Origin of the sequence: Azospirillum melinis (assembly GCF_013340935.1) — a bacterium.
GTDB classification, from domain to species: domain Bacteria; phylum Pseudomonadota; class Alphaproteobacteria; order Azospirillales; family Azospirillaceae; genus Azospirillum; species Azospirillum melinis.
In genome coordinates this window covers 1-22,948 of the sequence record NZ_WHOS01000029.1, presented here as the reverse complement: position 1 = coordinate 22,948, position 22,948 = coordinate 1, and the positions used below count along the sequence as shown (strand labels likewise).

Genomic DNA, 22,948 nt, shown 5'->3' with positions numbered 1-22,948 from the left:
GATGGCGGTGCTGCGCGCGCGGTGGCCGCCGTCCGCTTGGATGCGCTGGCCGCCGACCTGCCGGACGGCTTGACCGTCCGCCTGGTGGCCCCCGCGGCGCTGGTACGCGCCGTGCGGGCCGCAGCGGGAGGCGCGATGAGCGCGGTTCCTGCCGCACTGCGAAGGCATCGTCGGCACTCTGCCGACATGCTATAACCAGGGGCCTGGAAGGATGTGGCGGGAGCCGGGTATGCACATTGCCGAGCGAACAGAGAATGGCGTCACGGTGCTGCACCCGGTCGGACGCATCGACAGCGGCAGCACAGGCGAATTCGAACGCGTTCTGATGTCCGCCATCGGCGATGAGGGCACGCGGATCGTTGTCGATATGGCCCAGCTTGCCTACATCAGTTCGGCCGGGCTTCGGTCCCTGCTGGTCGCCGCCAAGGCGGCCCGGGCGAAGCGCGGCTCGATCGTCCTGTCCACGATGGCGCCGAATATCCGCGAGATGTTCGATGTCAGCGGATTTTCGTCCCTGTTCCAGATCCATGCCGATGCGGCTGCGGCCGTCGCGGCAATGGGTGGGTGAGGGGCGCGCGTAGACTTCCGCCGGCCGCGGCCGGCTTTTCGATAAGGCGGTTCCCAAAAGGAACCGGGTGCATGATGGGAAGTGCCAATCGCCCCAACATCCTGGTCGTCGAGGATTCGCCGGCCGTGCGGCTGTCCGTCGCCGGGTATCTCGAGGGGCGCGGTTTCGACGTGACGGAGGCGGAGAACGGACGGGCGGCGATCCGCGCCCTCGATCGCCGCAGTTTCGACCTGATCGTCACCGACGTGCTGATGCCGGAGGTGGACGGGATCGAATTGATCAAGGCCGCCCGCAGCACCCAGCCGGACGTGAAGATCCTCGCCATGTCCGGCGGCGCGCCCAACATGCCGGCCGGCTATCTGCTGAAGATGACCCGCATGTTCAATGCGGATGAGATCATCTACAAGCCGTTCCTCAACGAGGAGTTGGGGGCCGCGGTTGCCCGTTTGCTCGACCAGTCGCTGCCGAATTAAGCAGATTGAAGTGTCTGCCCAATAAAAGGGCGCAAAAGAAAACGGCTTCGGTGCATGAAGCGCCGAAGCCGTAAGTGATGCGTGGAACCAACCGCGGTTCCCTTCGCAAGCCCCGTGCCAGAACTCTCCATTTTCCCTGTCACCGGCCGCTGAATTTCCGGAACGCCGTTTGACCGCCCCTGTTGTTCGGGACAGACGGGCGTGGCGACGCCATGCGTGACGCTGCCCGCCCAATCAAGAATCCTGAAAAGAGGGAGTCGACCACGATGGCGCAGTACGAGAATCGGTGGCGAGGCGAGGGCCGCGACTGGCGCGACGAGGACCGTGAACCCAACCGGCACCGCGACTGGGGCGAGGGGCCGAGCCGCACCGGCGTCTACGGCCAGGACCGGAGCCGTGAACAGGGAGGGGACTGGAGCCGGTCCCAGAGCGGGGACGACAGCCGCCAGCACGAGAGCATGTATCGCACCCAGGCCCACCGCCATCAGGACGAGCAGGGCCGCGATTATCGCGACGCCGGCTATGGCGGGCGAGTCGGCAACGAATCGGGCGGTTACAGCCGCGATTCCCACTATGACGACGACCGCCGCGACAATTCCCGCGAGATGGAGCGGGTCTATGATCGCAACCTCGGTGGCGGGCGCGACATGAACCGCGGCGGCTATGGTGCCGGCTATGGCGGCCGGTCGGGCTCCAGCGGCTATGGCGGTTATGCCGGGGCCGGCAATGCCGGAACCGAAGGCAACTACACCAGCCGCGACGTCGGTAGCGCCGGTTACCGTGACCGCGACTATGGCGTCCGCCCCTATGGCGAGCGGAATTACGGCGACCGCAGCTCTGGAGGCAGCGACCACCGCAACCGCGATTACGGGTCCCACACTTACGGTCCCCAATCCAGCGGTTATGGCGGCGGTTACGAATCCGGCCGCGACCGTGGCGATTGGAACCGCGGCGACTGGAGCCGGCGCGATCTCGGCGGCAGTTCCTCCACCAGCTACGGGGCGGGCTACGACCGCGACGATTACCGCAACCGATCCTGGGGCGAGGACCGCGGCGCCATGTACCGCAGCCAGGAAGGCCGCGGCTATGGCGAGGACCGCGGCCGGGGTGAACAGCGCGGCTTCTGGGAACAGGCCGGCGACGAGATCGCTTCCTGGTTCGGCGACGACGATGCGGAACGCCGCCGTCACGAGGACCAGGCGCGTGCCTCCCAGCATCGCGGCCGTGGCCCGCGCGGCTACAGCCGTTCCGACGAGCGCGTGCGCGAGGATGTCAGCGACCGGCTGACCGACGACGCCTACATCGACGCCTCCGACATCGAGGTGGCGGTCAGCGGCGGCGAGGTGACGCTGAGCGGCATGGTTCCCGATCGCAGCACCAAGCGCCGGGCCGAGGATGTCGCCGAATCCGTCTCCGGCGTGTCGCATGTGCAGAACAACCTGCGCGTCCGTACGCAGACCGGAAGCCAGGGCGGCTCCACCTGGGGCAGTTCCACCGGCGCCGGCGCTTCGGCGATGGCGAGCGCCGGCACCGGCTCGACTCCCGGTGGCACCTCCTCGTCAATGAGGGCCGACAACAGCGGTCTCCAGGGTTCCGACACCACCGGCGCCGGCACTGCCGCCGGCCTTGGCGTCGGCACCGGCAGCAACACCGGTTCCAGCAGCCCGTCGGTCACCGGCACCGGCGCCGGAACCAGCGGCGGCCCGGCCGGCGCATCGGCGGGCACCGGTTCGATGGCAGGCTCGACCACCGGCGTGACCGGCTCGACCGGCATCGGCCGCACCACCAACACGCGGAGCTGACGCCCCGTTTCACCGCCATAAATTGAATGGGCGCGAAGCCCGGCCTCCCAGGTAATTCCCCCCTGGGCAGGTCGGGCTTCGCGCCTTTTTACGTTTTATGCACCGTCAATCCGCTCGATCCGGTCATGGAAAGGAAACAGTTCCCCCACATGACGCCGAATTCATTTTTATTGGAAACAGGTTCCTTGACACTCTAAGGATCTCGACTATCGTCAGTTTTTGAAACCCGTGAGTTCCATTCATGCCTCTTGATGCGGAAGAGATACCCGACTGGCGCGCTCGGCGGCGCGAGGTGATCCTCAACGCCGCGGCGGAGCTTTTCGCCGGCCGCGACTATGCCTCGGTCCAGGTGGAAGAGGTGGCGAAACGGGCCGGCGTGGGCAAAGCCACGCTCTATCGCTACTTCCCCTCAAAGGAAGAGCTGTATCTGGAATCGCTGGAACGCGCGTTGGGCGGGCTGGAGCACAAGCTGAACGCCGAGCTGGCGCCGCAGCAGGTGCCGGCATCGGTCCGGCTGTCCGCCATGGTCTCGGCATTGGTCGACACCTTGAGCGAGCAGTTGCAGACGCTGAAGCTGCTGGGCGGCGACCAGTCCGATCTGGCCGACCGCACCCGCCGCATCCTGCGCCGCCGCAGCCAGCGCACCGCCACCGCATTGCAGCAGGTGCTGGCCGACGGCATGGCGTCCGGCGAGTTCCGCAAGATCGACCTGGAGGTCGTGCCGCTGCTGATCATCGGTATGGTCCGCGGCGGCATCATGCAGCTGGGCGAACGCCCGCGCGAGGCGCTGGAGCGCTCCGTCATCGATATCCTGATGTCCGGCATCACCAATCTGCCCCCCTTTATCTAAGCCTGTGCCGGCCCCTGGCTCCGGCGTTTGGAGTCCCATCGGATGAGACGGTTTTTCCTGGTCCTGCTGCTGGCCGCTGTGATCGGCGGCGGCGGGTACTATTGGTATGCGACCCACAATGCCGGGGCGGATGGCAGGACGGCGGCGGCGGACGGCCAGAAGCCGCAGTCCAAGGCGGCGCCGGCCGGTGCCGGCCGGACGGTTCCCGTGGTGACGCAGACGGTGGCGGTTCAGGCCGTGCCCGAACAGATCGTCACCATCGGCAGCGTCCAGCCCATCGCCGCCATCGCCATCAAGGCCCGCGTCGACAGCGCGGTGGAAACCGTCAACTTCACCGAAGGGCAGGAGGTGAAGACCGGCGACACCCTCTTCACCCTCGACAGCCGGTCGCTCGATGCCCAGCTGCGTCAGGCCCAGGCCAATCTGGAGCGCGACCGCGCCAATCTGGAAAAGGCCAAGGGCGATGTGAAGCGCTATGCCGAGCTGGTGCGGACCAGCGCCATCTCCCGCACCACCTATGACGCCGCCGTCGCCACCGCCGACGCGCTGGAGGGCACGGTGAAGGCCGACCTCGCGGCCATCGAGGCGGCGAAGGTCTCGCTCAGCTTCACCCGCATCACCGCCCCGATGGACGGCCGCACCGGCACCGTCGCCGCCAAGGTCGGCACGATGGTCCGCGCCGCCGACACCAACCCGCTGGTCACCCTGACACAGCTGCGCCCGATCAACGTCTCCTTCAATGTCCCGGAAAAGCATCTGCCGGCGATCCGCGCCGCGATGGCCAGCGGCTCGCTTCCCGTGACCGCCACCATCGCCGGGGGCCATGGCGAGAAGGCCGAGGGCAAGCTGTCCTTCGTCGACAGCCAGGTCGACCAGCAGACCGGCACCATTCTGGTCAAAGGCGAGTTTCCGAACGCCGACACCCGACTGTGGCCCGGCCAGTTCGTCGACACCGTCCTGACCCTGCGTGTCGAGCAGAACGCCCTGACCATCGCCGACCTCGCCGTCCAGACCGGCCAGAAGGGCCGCTTCGTCTATGTCGTCAAGGCCGATGAGACGGTTGAGGTCCGCCCGGTCACCGTCGAGCGCAGCCATGGCGGCCTCAGCGTCGTCGCCTCCGGCCTGAAGGCGGGCGAGCGGGTGGTGGTCGACGGCCAGTCGCGCCTGTTCCCCGGCGCCAGGATCACCGAGAAGGCCGGCGGCAAGCCCGCCGCCCCAACCGGCTCCACCGGGGGCGGCGAGACTGCCGAGGGTGGGCGCCAGCAGGGCTCTGCCACCCAGGACGCTGCCGCCCGCAGCGCAGCGACCAATGGATCGACCAATGGGGCGGTCAGCGGCCAGTCCGCCGAGGGCAAGAGCACCGGGGGTGCCACGTGAACCTCTCCGAACTCTGCATCCGCCGTCCGGTGATGACCATTCTCCTGACGGCGGCCCTGGTGCTGAGCGGTCTGGCGGCCTACCGCCAGCTGCCCACCGCGGCGTTGCCGCGGGTGGATTTCCCGGTGGTCAGCGTCACCGCCACCCTGCCGGGCGCCTCGCCGGAGACGATGGCGGCGTCGGTCGCCAGCCCGCTGGAGCGCGAGTTCTCGACCATCGCCGGCATCGACACCATCACGTCGAACAGCACGCTCGGCAATACCAGCATCACCATCCAGTTCGTGCTGGAACGCGATATCGATGCGGCGGCGGCCGACGTGCAGGCGGCCATCGCCCGCACCCAGCGCCGGCTGCCGGCGGAGATGACGACCCCGCCCAGCTACCGCAAGGTCAATCCGGCCGACCAGCCGATCCTGTTCCTGTCGCTGAATTCGCCGACCCTGCCGCTGGCGCAGCTGAATGATATTGCCGAAACGCTGATCCAGCCCAAGGTCGCCACCTTGCCGGGCGTGGCCCAGGTGCAGATCTACGGTTCGCAGAAATACGCGGTCCGGGTCCAGGTCAACCCCAACGCGCTGGCGCTGCGCGGCATCGGCATCGACGAGTTGCAGAAGGCGCTGGCCGCCGCCAACGCCAACACGCCGGTCGGCACGCTGACCGGCCAGCAGCAGCAGCTGGTGATCGCAGCCAACCCGCAGCTTCCCGACGCCGCCGCCTTCCGCCAGCTGATCGTCGCCTACCGCAACAGCGCGCCCGTCCGCCTGGGCGACGTGGCGCAGGTGCTGGACAGCGTCGAGAACGACCGCACCGCCAGCTGGCTGAACGGCACCCGCAGCATCATGCTGGCGGTCCAGCGCCAGCCCGACGCCAACACCGTCGACGTGGTCGACCGCGTGCGCGAGCTGGTCCCGGTCTTCCAGACCCAGCTTCCCGCCGCCGCCGCCATCCAAGTGGTCAATGACCGCTCCGAATCGATCCGTCAGGCGGTGGAGGACGTGCAGTTCACGCTGGGCCTGACCATCGTGCTGGTCGTCATGGTGATCTTCCTGTTCCTGCGCCGGCTGTCGGCGACGCTGATCCCGGCGCTGGCCGTGCCGATCTCACTGATCGCGACGGCCGGCGGCATGCATCTGCTGGGCTTCTCCGTCGACAACATCTCGCTGATGGCACTGACGCTGGCGGTCGGCCTCGTGGTGGACGACGCCATCGTCATGATGGAGAACATCGTCCGCTACGTCGAAGAGGGGATGAAGCCGTTCGAGGCCGCCATCAAGGGCTCTCGCGAGATCGGTTTCACCATCCTGTCGATCACCCTGTCGCTGGTCGCGGTCTTCATCCCGATCCTGCTGATGGGCGGCGTGGTCGGGCGGTTGTTCCACGAGTTCGCCCTGGTCGTCACCATGTCCATCGGCGCATCGGCCTTCGTGTCGCTGACGCTGACTCCGATGATGTGCTCGCGCTTCCTCACCCATGCCCACGACCAGAAGGAAGGCTGGTTCGGCCGCATGCTGGAGGGCGGCTTCTCCGCGGTGCTGAACGGCTATGCCCGCACGCTGCGCTGGACCCTGCGCCACCGCCCGCTGATGGGGCTGGTGATGATCGGCACCGTCATCGGTACGGCGCTGCTCTACCAGGCGATCCCAAAGGGCTTCTTCCCGACCGAGGACATCGGCCAGATCCAGGTGACGACCGAGGCGCGGGCCGACATCGCCTTCCCGTCGATGGCGGAGCGGCAGCAGCAGGTCGCCGCCATCATCAAGGCCAATCCGGCGGTGGTGGACGTCATCTCCTCCGTCGGCGTCGGCGGCAGCACCGGCAACCAGGGCCGCATGTTCATCACCCTGAAGCCGCGCGACGAACGTCCGTCGGCGACCGAGGTGATCCAGCAGATTCGCCGGCAGGTCAACGGCATCCCCGGCATGGCCGTCTACATGCAGCCGGTGCAGAACCTGCGCATCGGCGGCCGTTCGTCCAAGAGCCTCTACCAGTACACCATTCAGGGCCTCGACCTCGACGAGCTGTACCAGTGGTCGGGCCGGCTGGAGCAAACGCTGCGCGGCATTCCGATCCTGCAGGACGTCACCAGCGACCTTCAGCTCAACAACCCGCAGGCCTATGTCCACATCGACCGCGAGAAGGCGGCCACGCTGGGCCTTGGCGTCGATCAGGTGCGCTCGACCCTCTACAGCGCCTTCGGCCAGCGGCAGGTCTCGACCATCTACACGCCCAGTAACGACTATCAGGTGCTGATCGAACTGGAGCCGAAATACCAGGGCGACGACAGCTCGCTGTCGCGCATCTATGTCCGCTCCACCACCACCGGCAAGCTGGTTCCGCTCGACGCCTTTGCGCGGGTGGAGCGCACCGCCGGGCCGCTGGCGGTCAACCACCAGGGCCAGCTTCCGGCCGTCACCCTGTCCTTCAACCTGGCGCCCGGCGCCTCGCTGGGGCAGGCGGTCGATCTGATCCGCGCGTCGGAGCGCGAGATGGGCCTGCCGCCCACCATCACCACCGGCTTCGCAGGTACCGCCCAGGTGTTCCAAGATGCCCAGGCCGGTCAGGCGCTGCTGCTCTCCGCTGCGGTGCTGGTGATCTACATCGTGCTGGGCGTGCTGTACGAGAGCTTCATCCACCCGCTGACCATCCTGTCCGGCCTGCCATCGGCGGCCATCGGCGCGCTGGCCACGCTGATGCTGTTCGACGTCGAACTCAGCGTCATCGCCATCATCGGCATCCTGATGCTGATCGGCATCGTGAAGAAGAACGCGATCATGATGATCGACTTCGCGGTGGACGCCCGGCGCAACGGCATGTCGGCGCGCGACGCCATCGAGCAGGCCTGCCTGCTGCGCTTCCGCCCGATCATCATGACGACGATGGCGGCGATCATGGGCACCCTGCCCATCGCCATCGCCCATGGCGCGGCGGCCGAACTGCGCCAGCCGCTGGGTCTCGCCGTGGTCGGCGGCCTGTGCGTGTCGCAGGTGTTGACGCTCTATATCACGCCGTCGCTCTACCTTTACATGGAGGATTTCGGTCACTTCATGAGCAACCTGTTCCGCAGCCGGAAGGCGGACATCCCGCACGGCCCCCCGCATGGCCCGATGCCGGCGGGTGGCGACGATTGAGTTCCGAGGAGTTTTCCCTCTCCCGCCCGCCGGGAGAGGGGAGTTCACGCCACGGCCTTAAACCGCGATCTGCGTGACCATCGGCGTGTTCACCCCGGCATCGGCGCGGCGGTAGGCGTCGATGGCTTCGGACCAGGGTTCGATGGTCAGGCCGCTGCCCATCGCTTCCTGATGGATGCTCTGGGCGACATAGCCGGCGTTGGACAATGCTGTCAGCGGAACCGGGCCGCCGTTGACCGGGCCGGCGCCGTCTGCCGCACCGCCGATGGTAAATCCACCGGATGAACCGGCAGCCGTCCGCGTCCGTGTTGCCGTCGACTCTCCGTCGGCGCGGCCGCTGCCCTGCAGGGCGTCGCCGGTCGCCTCGGTGCCTTCCTTACCGCGCTTGCGTTCCTCATCACCAGGAATGCGGCGGATCGGCTGGACTGCCGAGGCATCACTCGCCAGCATCTGACGCAGCTTCGCAAGGCCCGAACTGGGCATCGCGCTGGTCGGTGCGGGAAGGGCGGCCAGTCCGGACAAGGGGCGGTTACCTCACGGGAGCAGGAAACGCGGGGTGAGCGAAATGCAGGACAGCACAGTATCGCTCATCGGACGATCTTGCACAAACCTGTCGCCACCCGAAACAGACTAGTGCGGCAAAGGTTCCGAAATGCTTAAAATGTCCCACAAATGTCGCATGGTTGCGACGCCGTAGCGCAGACGAAAGCTCGGCAGGATTGGGCGCGGCTGTTACAGTGGGACGTTCGATTGTGGACACGCGTAACGAAGGATGGCGCGCCGACCTTGCCAGCCCGGATCCCCGACCTCCCGACGAACCAGTCCCCTGCGGCTGCCGCTCCCGGACCGGAGCCCGTGAGCGGCGACGATCTTGCCGTGCTGGCGCTGGAACAGATGGACCAGGGCGTGATGCTGGTCGATGCCGACCTCAGGGTCCGCGTGATCAACCCCCGGCTCTACGAGATGTTCGACGTGCCGATGGGCTATATGCCCGGCGACGACTATGCCCGCATGGTCCGTTACCTCGCCCGCCGTGGCGAGTATGGTCCTGGCGACCCCGATGTCCTCGCGGCCAGTCATCTGGAACGGACACGCCGGGCCGATCCGCCGCTCTATGAGCACCGCCGCCCCGACGGCCGCGTGCTGGAGGTGCGGACCCGCCGCACCTCCGCCGGCGGGTTCGTACGCACCTACTCCGACGTGACCGAGCGCCGCCGGGCGGAGGACGACCTCGCGACGCAGCGCCACATGCTGCGCCTGACGCTGGAGAATATGGGGCAGGGCATCGTCCTGCTGGACCGCGACCTGCGCTATATCGCCTGGAACCGCCATGCGCTGGACATCCTCGGCGTGTCGGAGGAGGTGATGTGCAGCAAGCCGGCGCTGTCCGACATCGTGCGCCACCAGATCTCCTCAGGCTTGGTCTCCATGCCGGCGGGTGCCCCCGATTTCGGCGACGATCTGGATGCCAAGACCAGGTATCTGATGGACCGCCTGGGCCGGCCGGAGCGGGAGTTCGTCTATGCCCGCCCCCAGGGCGACGGCCGCTTTATCGAGGTGCGGGTGGTGCCGCTGCCGGACGGCGGGCAGGTGCGGACTTTCACCGACATCACCGACCGTGTCATCGCAGACGAGGCGCTGCGCCAGAGTCGCGAAATCCTGACCGGGGTGATCGACGCCATCCCGGCGCTGATCGACGTGAAGGAACGCGACGGCACGGTGCGGCTGACCAATCGCTTCTACCGCGAAACCTACGGTCCTGCCGCCGCCCCGCCGCCGGGGCCCGCGGCCGACCGAGCCGCGGCGCTTGACCGGCTGGTGGTGGACAGCAGCCAGGGTGTTCCTTTCCACGAGGACCGCGCGCCCGACGGCGACGGCGCGACGCGCGATTGGCTGACCACCAAGATGCCGCTGACCGACGAGGAGGGCGAGGTCACCCATATCGTCACGGTGGCGCTGGACATCACCGCGCGCAAGCGGGCGGAGGCCGAACTGCGTGATGCCCAGGCCAGCCTGATCCAGGCGGAGAAGCTGTCTTCGCTGGCCCAACTGGTCGCCGGCGTCGCGCATGAGGTGAACACCCCCATCGGCGTCACCCTGACCGCCATTTCCCATCTGGGCGAGGAGGTCGGCCGCATCCGCGCTCTGTTCGAGGAGAATCGCATCCGGCGCAGCGATTTCCAGGACTTCCTGGACGTCGCCTGGGAATCGACGCGGATGATCCTGTCGAACGTCGAGCGCGCCACCGGCCTGATCCAGAGCTTCAAGCAGGTCGCCTCCGACCAAGCGAGCGGCGAGCGCCGCCCCTTCGACCTCGCCGCCTATGTCGACGAAGTGCTGCTGAGCCTGCGCCCCCGCCTGCGCCGCACCCGGGTGACGGTGGATCTCGACATTCCCGCCGGCCTGATCGTGGACGGCTATCCCGGGTCCTTCGCGCAGGTGCTGTCCAACTTGATCATCAATGCCCTGGTCCATGCCTATGACGAGGGCGAGGCCGGCCGCATTCTGCTTTCCGCCCGCGAGCAACCGGCCGGCTGGATCGAGATGCACTATGCCGACGACGGCAAGGGCATCCCCGCCGACATCCGCCCCCGCATCTTCGAACCTTTCTTCACCACTAAGCGCGGCATGGGTGCCAGCGGTCTGGGCCTCAGCATCTGCGCCAACATCATGACCGGCACGATGCGCGGCAGCATCGCGCTGGAGGATGGCGGGGATAAGGGGACGCGGTTCCTGCTGCGCTTTCCGGTGGGATAGGAGTCTCAGCTCACTTCCAATTTTAGTTCAAATCCGTATATAGATATAATATATCAAAGAGTAAGGGGGTGAATCCTACACAACCTCAATGCCAATCAACCTATTGAGAGTTCTTTTATTGCTTACTTGAAATTTCAATAGGAAATTTCCGAGCTTTCTGAAGTAAAATGAGGGGAACTCATGTCTGTGACAAAAATTGCGGCAGAGATACGTGAGCAGCGTAGAACTGTTGGCTTTGATACCTATGACATTACAGTAAAACAACTAGTAGATATGGTTGCAGAAGGGCAGATCCATGTTGCTCCTGCTTATCAAAGGCATTTCGTTTGGGATGATGTTCGTCAATCAAATCTTATAGAGTCAATTTTTCTAGGAATTCCTATACCTAGCCTTTTTATGGCAACTAATGACGACTCAACTTGGGAGGTAATTGATGGGTTGCAGCGTGTAACAACGTTGATAAATTTTGTTAGGCCAGTTTTTCGTTCTGGAATTACCGATATTTCGCAAGAAACTCTAACGATTTCGGGAATAGAAAAGGTAAAGTCTTTGAATAAATTTTCTTTTGAAGAACTTCCGGATACGTTAAAGCTCAGCTTTCTTACTAGGCCCATTAGAATTACCGTACTTAATGATTTGAGCGATTTTCAGGTTAGATTTGACCTGTTTGAAAGGCTCAATACTGGAGGGATTGTTCTGCATGAACAAGAAATCCGAAATTGCGTATTTCAGGGAAAATTTAATGATTTCCTAAAACAATGCGCAAGTGATCAAAGATTGGATCAACTTGTCCGCCGATCTGATAGGCAGGGAAGGGGAAATATTGAGGAGCTTGTCTTAAAATTCTTCGCATATTTTGAAGAACGTTCAGAATTCCAGCACTCTGTAAAGAGGTTTCTTAACGATTACATGGAGGATAAAACAAAGCACTTTAGGAACCGTGAGCAGCTAAAAAATATCTTTGACAAGACGCTTAAAGTCATGTCTGAGGCGCTTCCAAATGGTGTAGTTCGTCGTGACAGACCTAACACTACTCCACTTGTGTTGTTTGAAGCTGTTTCCGTCGGTGTCGCTGATGCTATCAAATCTGGCCAAAAGATCAATAAAAATGCACTTCTAGAAGTTCTTGATGATCAAGAACTAAAAAAATACACAACTGGCGCAACTAATAGTAATCTTAAGCTAATCAAGCGGATCGATATAGTTCGAGAGGCTATATGCAAATGATATTGCAACAATCGTATTTGGAAATAAGACAGCATTTCACTGAAACACTGCAGCTTTTAAATCATCTTGAATCTACGGATGCGGGGAAAGTTGTAGAAATAACATCTCCACAAAATGCCTTGAAAGGTCTCTTTCTGGTTGCTTTGTACGGATCGTTTGAGCGTGCAACTAACGCCATTGTTGAGGAGGCACTATCGGAAATAAATTCCCATAGTGCATCAAGCGCTTTGTGCGATCCAGCTATTTTTACGGTATTTCATCATTCTTTGATTCAATCTTTGCGATCATGCTCGGGAGATAATCTTTTTGAGAAATCTTATGACTTATTCACAGAGATTAACAGTGAAAACAAAATATTCGTGAGGAGTAATCCGATAGCAAAAATGTTGATGAACGTTGATGGAGCAACTTTAATTGATGTTACAAGATATTTTGGTATTGGAAACTATCAAATTGATAAATCTTCTCTTGGAAGGCTGAACAATCTCAGAGAACGGCGCAATGCAGTTGCACATGGCCGTGAATCCGCTGCTACCGCTGGTGAGCGATTTAAATACCCCGAACTTAGGAGGGTTTACGAAATTGCTGACAAAGAAATAACGCGGTTTCATGCAGTTATTTCAAATCAGTGCGAAGAAAGATTGTACTTAAAGAAAATTGCTTAAAACAAAAATTATAATCCGCTAAGTCTTCGCAAGAAAGGAGAATGATTGTTCGTCAGATAATAAGAATGCAAATTAGAACTGGTCTGGGATCGAGGTATATAAACTGCTTCAGCGTGTCAGACCGGGGTTTTGATAGGCACTCTTGCTCTGTCGAAAGCCTCGCGGTCTGACGGTGTGATGCCCATCTGCCGGGTATCATGGAAAATCATCTGCTGTGCTTTGCGCGGCTGGCCCATGCTGTGGCGCGCCGCGCGCTCCCCGTACTTCTGAGCAAGTACGCCCGCCCTGCCTATCGGCCTTCCAGCCTGTTTGCCGCTCTGCTGGTGAAAGAGCATCTCCGCCTGAACTATCGCGGCTTGGAGGACCTCTTGCGGATCTCAGGTCAACTTCGGCGCCTGTTCGGCTTCCTGAGCGTCCCCGACCACTCCACATTCTGGTGGTTCGCCCGCCGTTGGCTCAGCGCCGAACTGGTGGCGTCGCCTTTGGCGGAGACCGTGCGCCGGGTCAAGCGCGATGGCCAGCGGTGCCAGGTTGCCCTGGACAGCACGGGGCTCTGGCTCAGCCATACCTCACAGTATTTCGAGTGGCGGGCCAAACGCGAGCGTGGCCAGCGTGGATGGCTGAAGTGGGCGTTGGCGATGTGGGTGGGCCCGCAGATGCTCTTGGCGCAACGGGTTCGTCCAGGACCAGCGGGCGATTTCCCCGATCTGGTCCCGCTGGCGACTGACGCCTCTGCGGTGATGGCCTTCGACGAGGTAATCGCGGATGCCGGATACGACAGCGAGGCCAATCATCGCTTCTGCCGTGAGACATTGGGCGTCCACTCCCTCATCCCAGCGAAGAAGCGGCGCTCGGCCAAGGTCATCGCAACCACCCCATACCGGCAGGAGATGCACCGACTGCTCAATGACCCAGGGGATGCTGCCAGCAAGCGTGCTTACCGGCAGCGTTGGAAGGTCGAAACCGTCATGTCCGTCGCGAAGCGGAGGTGGGGCGAGGCTCTATCCGCCCGCACCGACTTCACGCAACGGTCTCAGGCGCTGCTCAGAGGCGTCGTCTACAACGTCAACCGCCTTGTTCTCCTTGGTATTTCCGCCTGAGGCTTTCGACAGAGCAAGGCACTCTAACTCTATATCAATTGAATATTTATCTATTATGTATTAATATTTTGATATATTAGGTTCTCGATTGGGTAAAAGCAAGCCGTTATCTCGACAATTGCTGCTTCACCCCGCGATCAGTTCCCTGATCCTTGCGGCCAGCACATCCATGGCGAAGGGCTTGGTCAGCACCGACATGCCCGGTTCGAGCTGGCCGTTGTTCAGCAGCGCGTTCTCGGCGAAGCCGGTGATGAACAGTGTCTTCAGCTTTGGACGGCCGACGCGGGCCAGATCGATCATCTGGCGGCCGTTCATGCCGCCCGGCAGGCCGACGTCGGTCACCACCAGATCGATGCGCGCATCCGATTGCAGAACCCGCAGGCCGGCGGCGCCGTCCGCCGCCTCAATTGCCGCATAGCCCAGGTCGCTCAGCAAATCCATCACCATCAGGCGCAGGCTCGGCTCGTCGTCCACCACCAGAACGGTCTCGCCTTGCCGTGCCGGCTGGGTCGTGGCCAGCTCGTCGCGAATTTCTTCCTCCGCCGCCTCGCCGCGGTGGCGGGGCAAATACAGGCACACCATGGTGCCCTCGCCGACCTCTGAATAGATTTTCACATGGCCGCCGGACTGCTTGGCGAAGCCGTAGATCATCGACAGCCCCAGTCCGGTGCCCTGGCCGATGGGCTTGGTGGTGAAGAAGGGGTCGAAGGCCTTCTCGATCACGTCCGGCGTCATGCCGGTGCCGTTGTCCGATACGCAGAGCGAGACATACTGGCCCTCCTGCATGTCCTGCTGCCGCGCGCCCTCGCGGTCGATCCAGCGGTTTCCGGTCTCGATGGTGATCCGGCCGCCGCCCGGCATGGCGTCGCGGGCGTTGATGCACAGGTTCAGCAACGAGTTTTCCAGCTGCGACGGGTCGACCATCGTCGCCCACAGCCCGGACATGCCGACCATCTCCACCTGGATGCCCGGTCCCACCGTGCGCTGGATCAGCTCCAGCATGCCGCCGACCAGCCGGTTGGCGTTGACCGCCTTCGGCGCCAGCGTCTGCTGGCGGGAGAAGGCGAGCAGCCGGTGGGTCAGCGCCGCCGCGCGCCGCACCGCGCCCTGGGCGGCGATGATGAACTTGTCCAGCTCGTTGACGCGGCCCTGATCGACGCGGGCGGCGATGCGTTCCAGGGCGCCCGAGATGCCGGCCAGCAGGTTGTTGAAGTCATGCGCCAGCCCGCCGGTCAGCTGCCCGACCGCTTCCATTTTCTGCGACTGGCGCAGCTGCTCCTCGGCGCGCATCAACTCGGCTGTGCGCTCGGCGACGCGCTGCTCCAGTGTTTCGTTCAACGCGCGCAAAGCCGCCGCCGCCCGGTCGCGCTCGGCCTCCACCGCGCGGCGTTCCTGGACATCCATCAGCACGCCGGGGAAGCTCAGCGCCTTGCCGTCCGGCCCAAGCTCGACCCGTCCGTTGGCCTCGATCCAATAGTAATTTCCGTCCGCCCGCTTCACCCGGTACTGGTGGGCATAAGCGCCGCCGCGGGCGAGGGCGTCTTCCACCGCGATGACCAGCCCCGGCTTGTCGTCGGGATGGACGTTGACGATCACCTGCTCAAGGCTCAGCCCGTCACGGCCCAGCGACGGATCGAGGCCGAAGGCTTCGGCGAAGGGCTTGTCGACGGTGAAGCGGTTGCCGGGGATTTCCCAAATCCAGGTGCCGATGATGGCGCCGGCCGCCAGGGCCAGCTGGACGCGCTGCACATTCTCCCGTGCCAGCGCCTCGCTGACGCGCAGGGCTTCTTCGGCGCGGCGCCGCGCGGTGATGTCGCGGAACAGGACGGAGACCTGGCGCAGGCTGGCCGGCTCCAGCCTTGCCGCCGACACTTCGATATAGCGCTCCACCAGTGCAAATTGGCGCTCGAATCTGATCGGCTCGCCGGTGCGCAGGACATTGCCGTACAGCTCGATCCAGCCATCCGCCTCGGCCGGTGCCAGATCGCGCACCGCCATGCCGACGATGTTGCGGATGCCGGTCTGGCGCTCGTACCCGTCGTTGGCCTCGATGTGGATGTAATCGGTAAGGGTGCCCTCGGCATCCTCGATGAACTCGATGATGCAGAAGCCGTCGTCGAGAGTGTTAAACAGAGCGCGATACCGGTCCTCGCTCCGGTCCGACTCATCGGACATCAACCGCTGTTCCGCCACCCAACTCTCCCTCGTCCGGCCGGCCCCGCAAGCTCCGGCGCCCTGTTCTATCGGCCGGCAGGCGCTCGAGAGCAACTCGACGTATTAAATATGCGAAAAGGATAATCCCCCGGCAAAATATGGGTTGGGACAGACGTCCCATGCAATGGCGCAGTCCTGGGAAAACGCTGCGCAGAGATTTACAACCGCAGAGCTACTGGGGGGCGGCTCCGACCATTCCACTTATCGAAGCGGAAGGGCAGCCGAAGCTGCCCTCTTTTTAAGGCGGGGGGCGTTTTTACCCACCGGTCCCATCGGCGGTGGAGGATGCGGGTCCATTCTCCCGTCCTCCGCACTGTCCTCACGCCGCGCGGATACCGGCCAGGAAGCGCTCGACCTCGGCCTTCATCTGTTCGGACTGCCGCGACAGTTCACCTGCGGCTCCCAGCACCTGGGTCGCCGCGCTGCCGGTCTGGGTGGCGCCCTGGCTGACCTCGGCGATGTTCGCGGTCACCACTTCGGTTCCCCGCGCCGCCTCCTGGACGTTGCGGGCGATCTCGCCGGTGGCGGCCCCCTGTTCCTCGATGGCCGACGCGATGGAGGTGGCGATCTCGTTGATTACGGTGATGGTGCCGCCGATCCCGGTGATGGCGTTCGCGGCTTCGCCGGTCGCCTGCTGCATCGCCTGGATCTGGCCGGCGATTTCCTCCGTCGCCTTGGCGGTCTGGGTGGCGAGGTTCTTCACCTCGCTGGCCACCACGGCGAAACCCTTGCCGGCCTCACCGGCGCGGGCCGCCTCGATGGTGGCGTTCAGCGCCAGCAGATTGGTCTGGCTGGCGATATCGGTGATCAGCTTCACCACGTCGCCGATTCGCTGGGCCGCCTCGACCAGCCCCTGGACCTGCCGGTTGGTGGCCTGTGCCTCGCCGACCGCCTGGGCGGCGATGGTGGTGGAGCGCGAGACCTGCGCGCTGATTTCCGAGATCGACGCCGTCAGCTCGTCGGTTGCCGACGCCACCGTCTGCACGTTGACGGAGGCCTGTTCCGCCGCCGCTGCCGTGCTGGCGGCCTGGCTGTTGGTCTGTTCGGCGGTGTGGGACATGCTCTGCGCGGTGGCGTCCAGTTCGGTGGCGGCGGCGCTGACGGTGCGCAGGATGCCAGACATGCTGCTGTCGAAGCCCGCGACCAGCCTTTCCACCGCGGCGGTGCGCCGCTCCTTGTCCAGCCGCTCCGCCTCCTCGGCCGCCGCCATCCGTGCACGGTCCAGCGCGTTCTGGCGGAAGACCTCGACCGCGCGGGCCATGCCGCCGATCTCGTCGCCGCGGTCCTTGCCCGCGACCTCGACCGACAGGTCGCCGTCGGCGAGGCGGGACATCGTTCCGGTGATACCGGTGATCGGCTTGACGATGCCGGAGCGCGACACGGCGACGCTGGCCGCGACCGCCATGCCGATGCCGCCGATGCCGACCACAAGCATCAGGGTGATCATGTGGGTGCTGAAGGCGTCGAGTTCGTCGTTCGCCTGCTGGATGCTGTCCATGTTCCGCTGTGCCGCCGCCTCCAGGGCCTTGCCCAGCGCGGTGCGACCGGCGCGGCTTTCCGGTGTGTCGCCGTGCTTCTGCGCCGCCTCCGGAGAGACCTCGACGCCGAGCCGGGCGACCTCGTTGCGGATGGCGATGAACTCGTTGGCGCTGGCCGTCATCTTCTGGAAGTCGGCTTTGCGGTCGGGCGTCAGCAGACGTTCCCAGTCCGCCATCCGCTTGCCGATCGATTCGGTCGACTCCCTGATCCCCTTGCTGAACAGCTGCGCGTCGTCCTTCGACTTGACGGCATAGAGGCCGCGGCTGTCCATCACCGTCTTGTAGATCAGGCTGCTGACCTGTTCGGCAAGCAGCGCCCGCTGCGAGCGGACCTGGATGTCGTCAACCCTGCCGCCGAAAGTCTGGATTGCGAGGAACCCGATGGTGCCGATTACGGACGCGATCAGCGCCATCAGGATAACGATGGCGGAGATTTTGCGGCTGATGCTGATGCGGGTTAGCAGGGTGCCCATGGGCCGGCTCATCTTTGGCAGGGGGATATTCCCATCATCATACGGCCGTATGCGTATGACCCCGTCAAGCCAAGTTGCAGCGAATTCAGTCTGGATTAGCCTTGCGGCACCGAATTCCGTCCAGAAATTTGGGGACTATTTAACGATTGCGCCACAATTCGTCACTTGTCTGCGGTGCTTGTGACGTTTCTGAAATGGGATTGCGGTGCTGCTCGCGGAGTTAACATGAACAAAATCCGTCGCCTTCGCTATGAGACTTTGGTTGCCTGTTCATGGGGCAATGAAAGAGCCACTGCTCGGATAGGCCGATTCCGTCGGTTTCTCTGATTGTGGCTTGCCTCCAAGCCGACAGATGGCATGCGATCCACCAGCCCCACCGGCTCCCATGGGCTTGGACAGAGGCGGCGGGCCCTTCCCGCGATTGGGAAGGGCGCCGTTATCGATGGTTCAACCGGTCACCCGGCCAGCCTCACTCCGCCGCCAGCGGCTGCGGGGTGGCGACCGGGGCGCGGAAGTCGGCCAGCAGCTTGGCCTCCTTTGCCTTCGCCGCCGTGACGTTGCGGACCTTCACCGGGCCGTAGCCGCGCATCTCCATCGGCAGCTTGGCGATTTTCACCGCCAGTTCGAGCTTCTCGCGGGTCAGGCCGTTCAGCAGTTCGCCCACCACCGCCTCATAGTCGGCAATCAGCTGGCGCTCCTGGCGCCGCTCGGCGGTGCGGCCGAACGGGTCGAGCCGGGTACCGCGCAGGCGCTTGCCCTTGGCCAGCAGGCGCAGCACCGGCAGCATCCACGGCCCGAAGCTCTTCTTCTTCGGCTCAGCCCCATCCGCTTCGGCCTCGCCCATCACCGGCGGGGCCATGTGGAAGGTCAGCTTCCAGTCGCCCTCGAACATGCGCTGGACATTCTCGACGAAGCCGCTGTCGGTGTAGAGCCGCGCCACCTCATACTCGTCCTTGTAGGCCATCAGCTTGAAGTGGGCGCGGGCGACCGCCTCGGTCAGCGTGGTTGAGCCTGGGATCTTCTGCTGTTCCGTCCGGCGGGTCCAGTCGACCAGAGCGTGGAAGCGGGCGGCATAGGCGGCATCCTGGTAATCGACCAGGAAGCGGTGGCGGCGCTCGATCACCTCGTCCAGGCTGCCGGACGGACGGCGCTGGTCGAGCAGCAGCGACTGCGCGGCCTGCGCCACTTCCTGCGGCTTCGCGGCGGCCTCCACCGCAGCCAGATCGACGGCGGCGCGGCGGCCCCACTGGAAGGCGTCGAGGTTCAGCTTCACCGACACGCCGTTCAGCTCGATGGCCTTCAGGATCGACTCCTCGCTCAGCGGGATCAGCCCCTTCTGCCAAGCATAGCCCATCAGGAACGGGTTGGCGTAGAGGCTGTCGCCCAGCAGCGCGGTGGCGAGCTTCGTCGCGTCGAAGGCATCGACATTCGCTTCGCCGCCGCAGGCCTTGCGGATGTCGCCGACCAGATCGCGGACCGGGATCACCATGTCCGGCTTCTTGATAAAGTCGGCGGTGATGCTGTCATGGGTGTTGATGACGGCCCGCGTGCGGCCGGCGGTCATCTTTGACAGGCCGTCGCCCGCCGCCGCGACGATCAGATCGCAGCCCAGCACCGCATCGGCCCCGCCGGCGGCGATGCGGACGGAATGGATGTCCTCCGGCGTGTTGGCGATGCGGATGTGGCTGGTGACGGCGCCCCCCTTCTGCGCCAGCCCGGTCATGTCGAGCACGCCGACGCCCTTGCCCTCGATGTGGGCGGCCATGCCCAGCAGCGCGCCGATGGTGACGACGCCGGTGCCGCCGACGCCGGTGACATACAGGCTCCAGGTCTTGTCGAAGGCCGGAACGACCGGGGTGGGCAGGGCGGTGGCGTCGGCCGACTTCGCTGCTGCCGGCTTCGGCTTGCGCAAGGACCCGCCTTCCACCGTCACGAAGCTGGGGCAGAAGCCCTTGGTGCAGGAATAGTCCTTGTTGCAACTGGACTGGTCGATCTGGCGCTTGCGGCCGAATTCGGTCTCCTGCGGGATAACCGACACGCAGGACGACTTGGCAGAGCAGTCGCCGCAGCCTTCGCAGACCAGCTCGTTGATCACCACGCGCTTGGCCGGGTCGACCATCTTGCCGCGCTTGCGGCGGCGGCGCTTCTCGGTGGCGCAGGTCTGGTCATAAATCAGGACGCTGACGCCGGGGACCTCGCGCATCTCCTTCTGCACGCGGTCGAGGTCGTCGCGATGCTCGACGGTGGTGAATTGCGGCAGGCCGTTGCCGATGCCGTACTTCTCCGGCTCGTCGCTGACGACGGTGATGCGCTGCACGCCCTCCGCCCGCAGCACATGGGCGATGGACTGCACGGTCAGCGAGCCGTCAAAGGGCTGGCCGCCGGTCATGGCGACGGCGTCGTTGAACAGGATCTTGTAGGTGATGTTCACCTTGGCGGCGATGGCCTGACGGATCGCCAGGATGCCGGAATGGAAATAGGTGCCGTCGCCCAGATTGGCGAAGATGTGCTTTTCCTCGGTGAAGGCGGCCTGGCCGACCCACGGCACGCCCTCGCCGCCCATCTGGGTGAAGGTGTCGGTCGAGCGGTCGAGCCACGTCGCCATGTAATGGCAGCCGATGCCGCCCAGCGCCCGGCTGCCCTCCGGCACGACGGTGGAGGTGTTGTGCGGGCAGCCCGAGCAGAAGGTCGGCTTGCGCACCACGCGCGCCACATGGGCCTTCTGCTTCTCCTGCGCATCGAGGAAGGCGATGCGGCGGGCGAGGTTCTCGTTCTCGATGAAGCGCTGCAGGCGGCGGCCGATCACCACGGCGATCTGCGCCGGGGTCAGCTCGCCGGCGCTGGGCAGGATCCACTCGCCCTGCTCGTCGAACTTGCCGACCACCTTCGGGCGGACGTCGGGGTTCCAGTTGTACAGCTGTTCCTTCAACTGGTTCTCGATGACCGCGCGCTTTTCCTCGACCACGACGATCTCTTCCAGACCCTCGGCGAAGTGGCGGACGCCGTCGCGCTCCAGCGGCCAGGGCATGCCGACCTTGTAGATGGTGATGCCCCAGTCGGCGGCCATCTCCTCGCTGATGCCGAGCTCGTCGAAGGCCTGACGGACGTCGAGATAGCTCTTGCCGGTGGTGACGATGCCAAAGCGCGGACGCGGGCTCTCCATCACCACCCGGTCCAGCTTGTTGGCACGCGCGAAAGCCAGGGCGGCGTACAGCTTGTGCTTCATCAGCCGGTATTCCTGCTCCAGCGGCGGGTCGGGCCAGCGGATGTTCAGGCCGCCCGGCGGCATCGGGAAGTCGGCGGGGATGACCGGTGCCACGCGATGCGGGTCGATGTAGACCGACGCCGAGGTGTCCACCGTCTCGGCGATGGTCTTCATCGCGATCCAGCAGCCGGAATAGCGGCTCATCTGCCAGCCGATCAGGCCGTAATCCAGGATCTCCTGCACCCCCGACGGGTTCAGCACCGGAATCATCGAGTGCATATAGGCGTGTTCGGACTGGTGCGGGAAGGTGGAGGACTTGCAGTTGTGGTCGTCGCCGGTCAGCACCAGCACGCCGCCGTGGCGAGAGGTGCCGGCGGCGTTGGCATGCTTGAACACGTCGCCCGAGCGGTCAACGCCGGGGCCCTTGCCGTACCACATGGCAAATACGCCGTCATATTTGGCGCCCTTGAACATGCCGACCTGCTGGCTGCCCCAGACCGCGGTGGCGCCCAGTTCCTCGTTCACGCCGGGCTGAAACTGGATGTGGTTCTTTTCCAGGAACTTGCGGGCATTCCACAGATTCTGGTCGAACCCGCCCAGCGGCGAGCCGCGATAGCCGGAAATGAAGCAGCCGGTGTTCAGCCCGGCGGCGAGGTCGCGCTGGCGCTGCATCATCGGCAGGCGGACCAGCGCCTGTGTGCCGGTGAGGTAAACACGGCCCTGTTCGAGCGCGTACTTGTCTTCGAGAGACACTGTTGCGAGCGCCATTCTTCATTCCCTCCCATCGGTCGGCAGCCTGGCAAACTCCTGGACGGAGTGCTGGGGAACCGATTTGTTCGCTGGGCAAAAAGGTAATGAAGGCTGTCTTATATCGCAACGGCTGTGGCCGGGCGTCCTGCAAAAAGCAAGGAACGGCGCGGCAACTGCCGGTCTTCCGTAACGGAGCGTATGGAATGCCCTGCCTTGCGGAAATTCCCTCTCCGTCCCTCTCTCACCCAGAACCGTCTTCAGACGATATGGGGAGGGACTCAGCGCCCCGTCAGGGGGATTTGCCCGGTGGGGTCGGGCTGCCGCCGTCCGGCCAGTTGCCGAAGTCGCTGTGGCCGCGGGCGGCCAGCGTGCGGACACTGGCCCGCAGGGTGCGGATCAGACACAGCGCCACCGCCATCGACTGGGCGCCGCCGTCCGATCCCGCCAGCCAGCGCAGGGCCGCGGCATGGGCCTGGAGCGCATCGACATAGCCTTCGATGTCCGGCTCCACCCAGGTCACGCAGGTGGACAGCGACGCGACGACCGAGGACGCGGCGGAATCGCCGGCGGTGGCGATCTGCACATCCGACAGGGCATGGCGCAGCCGGCTGCCGATCGGGTCGGGCCGCTCGATTGCCGCCTCCAGCTTGTCGAGCGCCAGCAGCATCCGCATCCGCTTGGGATCGTCGCTGCGCATGGCGGCGGCACTACGGTCGGGCGGCATGGCGGCGGCTGGAACCGCGGTCGGCGGCACCGGGGTCGTCGGTGTCGTGGGCGGCGTTGCGGTGAGCGGTATGGCACATCTACCCCCTCCCGCAACG

At 64.2% G+C, this 22,948-nt stretch carries 15 protein-coding genes; 10 read left to right on the top strand and 5 right to left on the bottom strand.

Features of this window, described 5'->3' with window-relative positions:
- The first annotated feature begins 229 nt into the window (after positions 1-229).
- The 6 genes from GBZ48_RS20650 (at position 230) to GBZ48_RS20625 (ending at position 8,198) form a co-directional block, all read left to right on the top strand.
- Positions 230-568, top strand: coding sequence for an STAS domain-containing protein (locus GBZ48_RS20650; RefSeq protein WP_174472723.1), 339 nt, complete (start codon positions 230-232; stop codon positions 566-568).
- A gap of 71 nt (positions 569-639) precedes the next feature.
- A complete protein-coding gene (locus tag GBZ48_RS20645) occupies positions 640-1,041 on the top strand; it encodes a response regulator (protein WP_098739611.1) in 402 nt (133 codons plus the stop codon).
- A 266-nt stretch (positions 1,042-1,307) separates the two neighbouring features.
- Positions 1,308-2,843 carry a BON domain-containing protein gene (locus tag GBZ48_RS20640; protein WP_174472722.1) on the top strand — a complete coding sequence of 512 codons (1,536 nt, stop codon included), beginning with the start codon at positions 1,308-1,310 and terminating at the stop codon, positions 2,841-2,843.
- A gap of 241 nt (positions 2,844-3,084) precedes the next feature.
- On the top strand, positions 3,085-3,693 hold the full coding sequence (locus GBZ48_RS20635; protein WP_098739613.1) for a TetR/AcrR family transcriptional regulator: 609 nt from the start codon (positions 3,085-3,087) through the stop codon (positions 3,691-3,693).
- A gap of 42 nt (positions 3,694-3,735) precedes the next feature.
- The gene (locus tag GBZ48_RS20630; protein ID WP_174472721.1) at positions 3,736-5,070 is read left to right on the top strand and encodes an efflux RND transporter periplasmic adaptor subunit; all 1,335 of its coding nucleotides are present in this window, start codon (positions 3,736-3,738) and stop codon (positions 5,068-5,070) included.
- Positions 5,067-8,198, top strand: a complete 3,132-nt coding sequence (locus GBZ48_RS20625; protein ID WP_174472720.1) for an efflux RND transporter permease subunit — start codon at positions 5,067-5,069, stop codon at positions 8,196-8,198. The genes GBZ48_RS20630 and GBZ48_RS20625 overlap by 4 nt, the downstream gene beginning before the upstream one ends.
- 57 nt (positions 8,199-8,255) lie before the next feature.
- Here GBZ48_RS20625 and GBZ48_RS20620 read toward each other — a convergent pair whose 3' ends face one another.
- Positions 8,256-8,720: a hypothetical protein gene (locus GBZ48_RS20620; protein WP_246307348.1), complete on the bottom strand. Its 465-nt coding sequence runs from the start codon at positions 8,718-8,720 to the stop codon at positions 8,256-8,258.
- A gap of 333 nt (positions 8,721-9,053) precedes the next feature.
- On the opposite strand from GBZ48_RS20620, the gene GBZ48_RS20615 reads away from it, so the two are divergent.
- The 4 genes from GBZ48_RS20615 (at position 9,054) to GBZ48_RS20600 (ending at position 13,947) form a co-directional block, all read left to right on the top strand.
- Positions 9,054-10,955 carry a PAS-domain containing protein gene (locus tag GBZ48_RS20615; protein WP_343049612.1) on the top strand — a complete coding sequence of 634 codons (1,902 nt, stop codon included), beginning with the start codon at positions 9,054-9,056 and terminating at the stop codon, positions 10,953-10,955.
- Positions 10,956-11,135: 180 nt separating this feature from the next.
- The gene (locus tag GBZ48_RS20610) at positions 11,136-12,182 is read left to right on the top strand and encodes a DUF262 domain-containing protein (protein ID WP_174472718.1); all 1,047 of its coding nucleotides are present in this window, start codon (positions 11,136-11,138) and stop codon (positions 12,180-12,182) included.
- A complete protein-coding gene (locus tag GBZ48_RS20605; protein WP_174472717.1) occupies positions 12,173-12,847 on the top strand; it encodes a HEPN domain-containing protein in 675 nt (224 codons plus the stop codon). The genes GBZ48_RS20610 and GBZ48_RS20605 overlap by 10 nt, the downstream gene beginning before the upstream one ends.
- A gap of 197 nt (positions 12,848-13,044) precedes the next feature.
- The gene (locus GBZ48_RS20600; protein WP_174472716.1) at positions 13,045-13,947 is read left to right on the top strand and encodes a transposase; all 903 of its coding nucleotides are present in this window, start codon (positions 13,045-13,047) and stop codon (positions 13,945-13,947) included.
- 126 nt (positions 13,948-14,073) lie between these two features.
- Here GBZ48_RS20600 and GBZ48_RS20595 read toward each other — a convergent pair whose 3' ends face one another.
- The 4 genes from GBZ48_RS20595 to GBZ48_RS20580 all read right to left on the bottom strand — a co-directional run bounded on the left by GBZ48_RS20595 (position 14,074) and on the right by GBZ48_RS20580 (position 22,851).
- Positions 14,074-16,122 carry an ATP-binding protein gene (locus GBZ48_RS20595; protein ID WP_174472715.1) on the bottom strand — a complete coding sequence of 683 codons (2,049 nt, stop codon included), beginning with the start codon at positions 16,120-16,122 and terminating at the stop codon, positions 14,074-14,076.
- A 358-nt stretch (positions 16,123-16,480) separates the two neighbouring features.
- Positions 16,481-18,172, bottom strand: a complete 1,692-nt coding sequence (locus tag GBZ48_RS20590) for a methyl-accepting chemotaxis protein (RefSeq protein ID WP_174472714.1) — start codon at positions 18,170-18,172, stop codon at positions 16,481-16,483.
- A 469-nt stretch (positions 18,173-18,641) separates the two neighbouring features.
- The gene (locus GBZ48_RS20585) at positions 18,642-22,145 is read right to left on the bottom strand and encodes an indolepyruvate ferredoxin oxidoreductase family protein (protein ID WP_174472713.1); all 3,504 of its coding nucleotides are present in this window, start codon (positions 22,143-22,145) and stop codon (positions 18,642-18,644) included.
- A gap of 271 nt (positions 22,146-22,416) precedes the next feature.
- Entirely contained in the window at positions 22,417-22,851 is a 435-nt protein-coding gene (locus tag GBZ48_RS20580) for a hypothetical protein (RefSeq protein WP_246307346.1), read from the bottom strand.
- Positions 22,852-22,948 lie beyond the last annotated feature (97 nt).

Coding starts and splice junctions, on each gene's coding strand:
- GBZ48_RS20595 (WP_174472715.1), bottom strand. CDS start 16,122: ATGTCCGATGAGTCGGACCGGAGCGAGGACCGGTATCGCGCTCTGTTT.
- GBZ48_RS20610 (WP_174472718.1), top strand. CDS start 11,136: ATGTCTGTGACAAAAATTGCGGCAGAGATACGTGAGCAGCGTAGAACT.
- GBZ48_RS20640 (WP_174472722.1), top strand. CDS start 1,308: ATGGCGCAGTACGAGAATCGGTGGCGAGGCGAGGGCCGCGACTGGCGC.
- GBZ48_RS20600 (WP_174472716.1), top strand. CDS start 13,045: ATGGAAAATCATCTGCTGTGCTTTGCGCGGCTGGCCCATGCTGTGGCG.
- GBZ48_RS20630 (WP_174472721.1), top strand. CDS start 3,736: ATGAGACGGTTTTTCCTGGTCCTGCTGCTGGCCGCTGTGATCGGCGGC.
- GBZ48_RS20645 (WP_098739611.1), top strand. CDS start 640: ATGATGGGAAGTGCCAATCGCCCCAACATCCTGGTCGTCGAGGATTCG.
- GBZ48_RS20635 (WP_098739613.1), top strand. CDS start 3,085: ATGCCTCTTGATGCGGAAGAGATACCCGACTGGCGCGCTCGGCGGCGC.
- GBZ48_RS20585 (WP_174472713.1), bottom strand. CDS start 22,145: ATGGCGCTCGCAACAGTGTCTCTCGAAGACAAGTACGCGCTCGAACAG.
- GBZ48_RS20590 (WP_174472714.1), bottom strand. CDS start 18,172: ATGGGCACCCTGCTAACCCGCATCAGCATCAGCCGCAAAATCTCCGCC.
- GBZ48_RS20580 (WP_246307346.1), bottom strand. CDS start 22,851: ATGCCGCCCGACCGTAGTGCCGCCGCCATGCGCAGCGACGATCCCAAG.
- GBZ48_RS20605 (WP_174472717.1), top strand. CDS start 12,173: ATGCAAATGATATTGCAACAATCGTATTTGGAAATAAGACAGCATTTC.
- GBZ48_RS20650 (WP_174472723.1), top strand. CDS start 230: ATGCACATTGCCGAGCGAACAGAGAATGGCGTCACGGTGCTGCACCCG.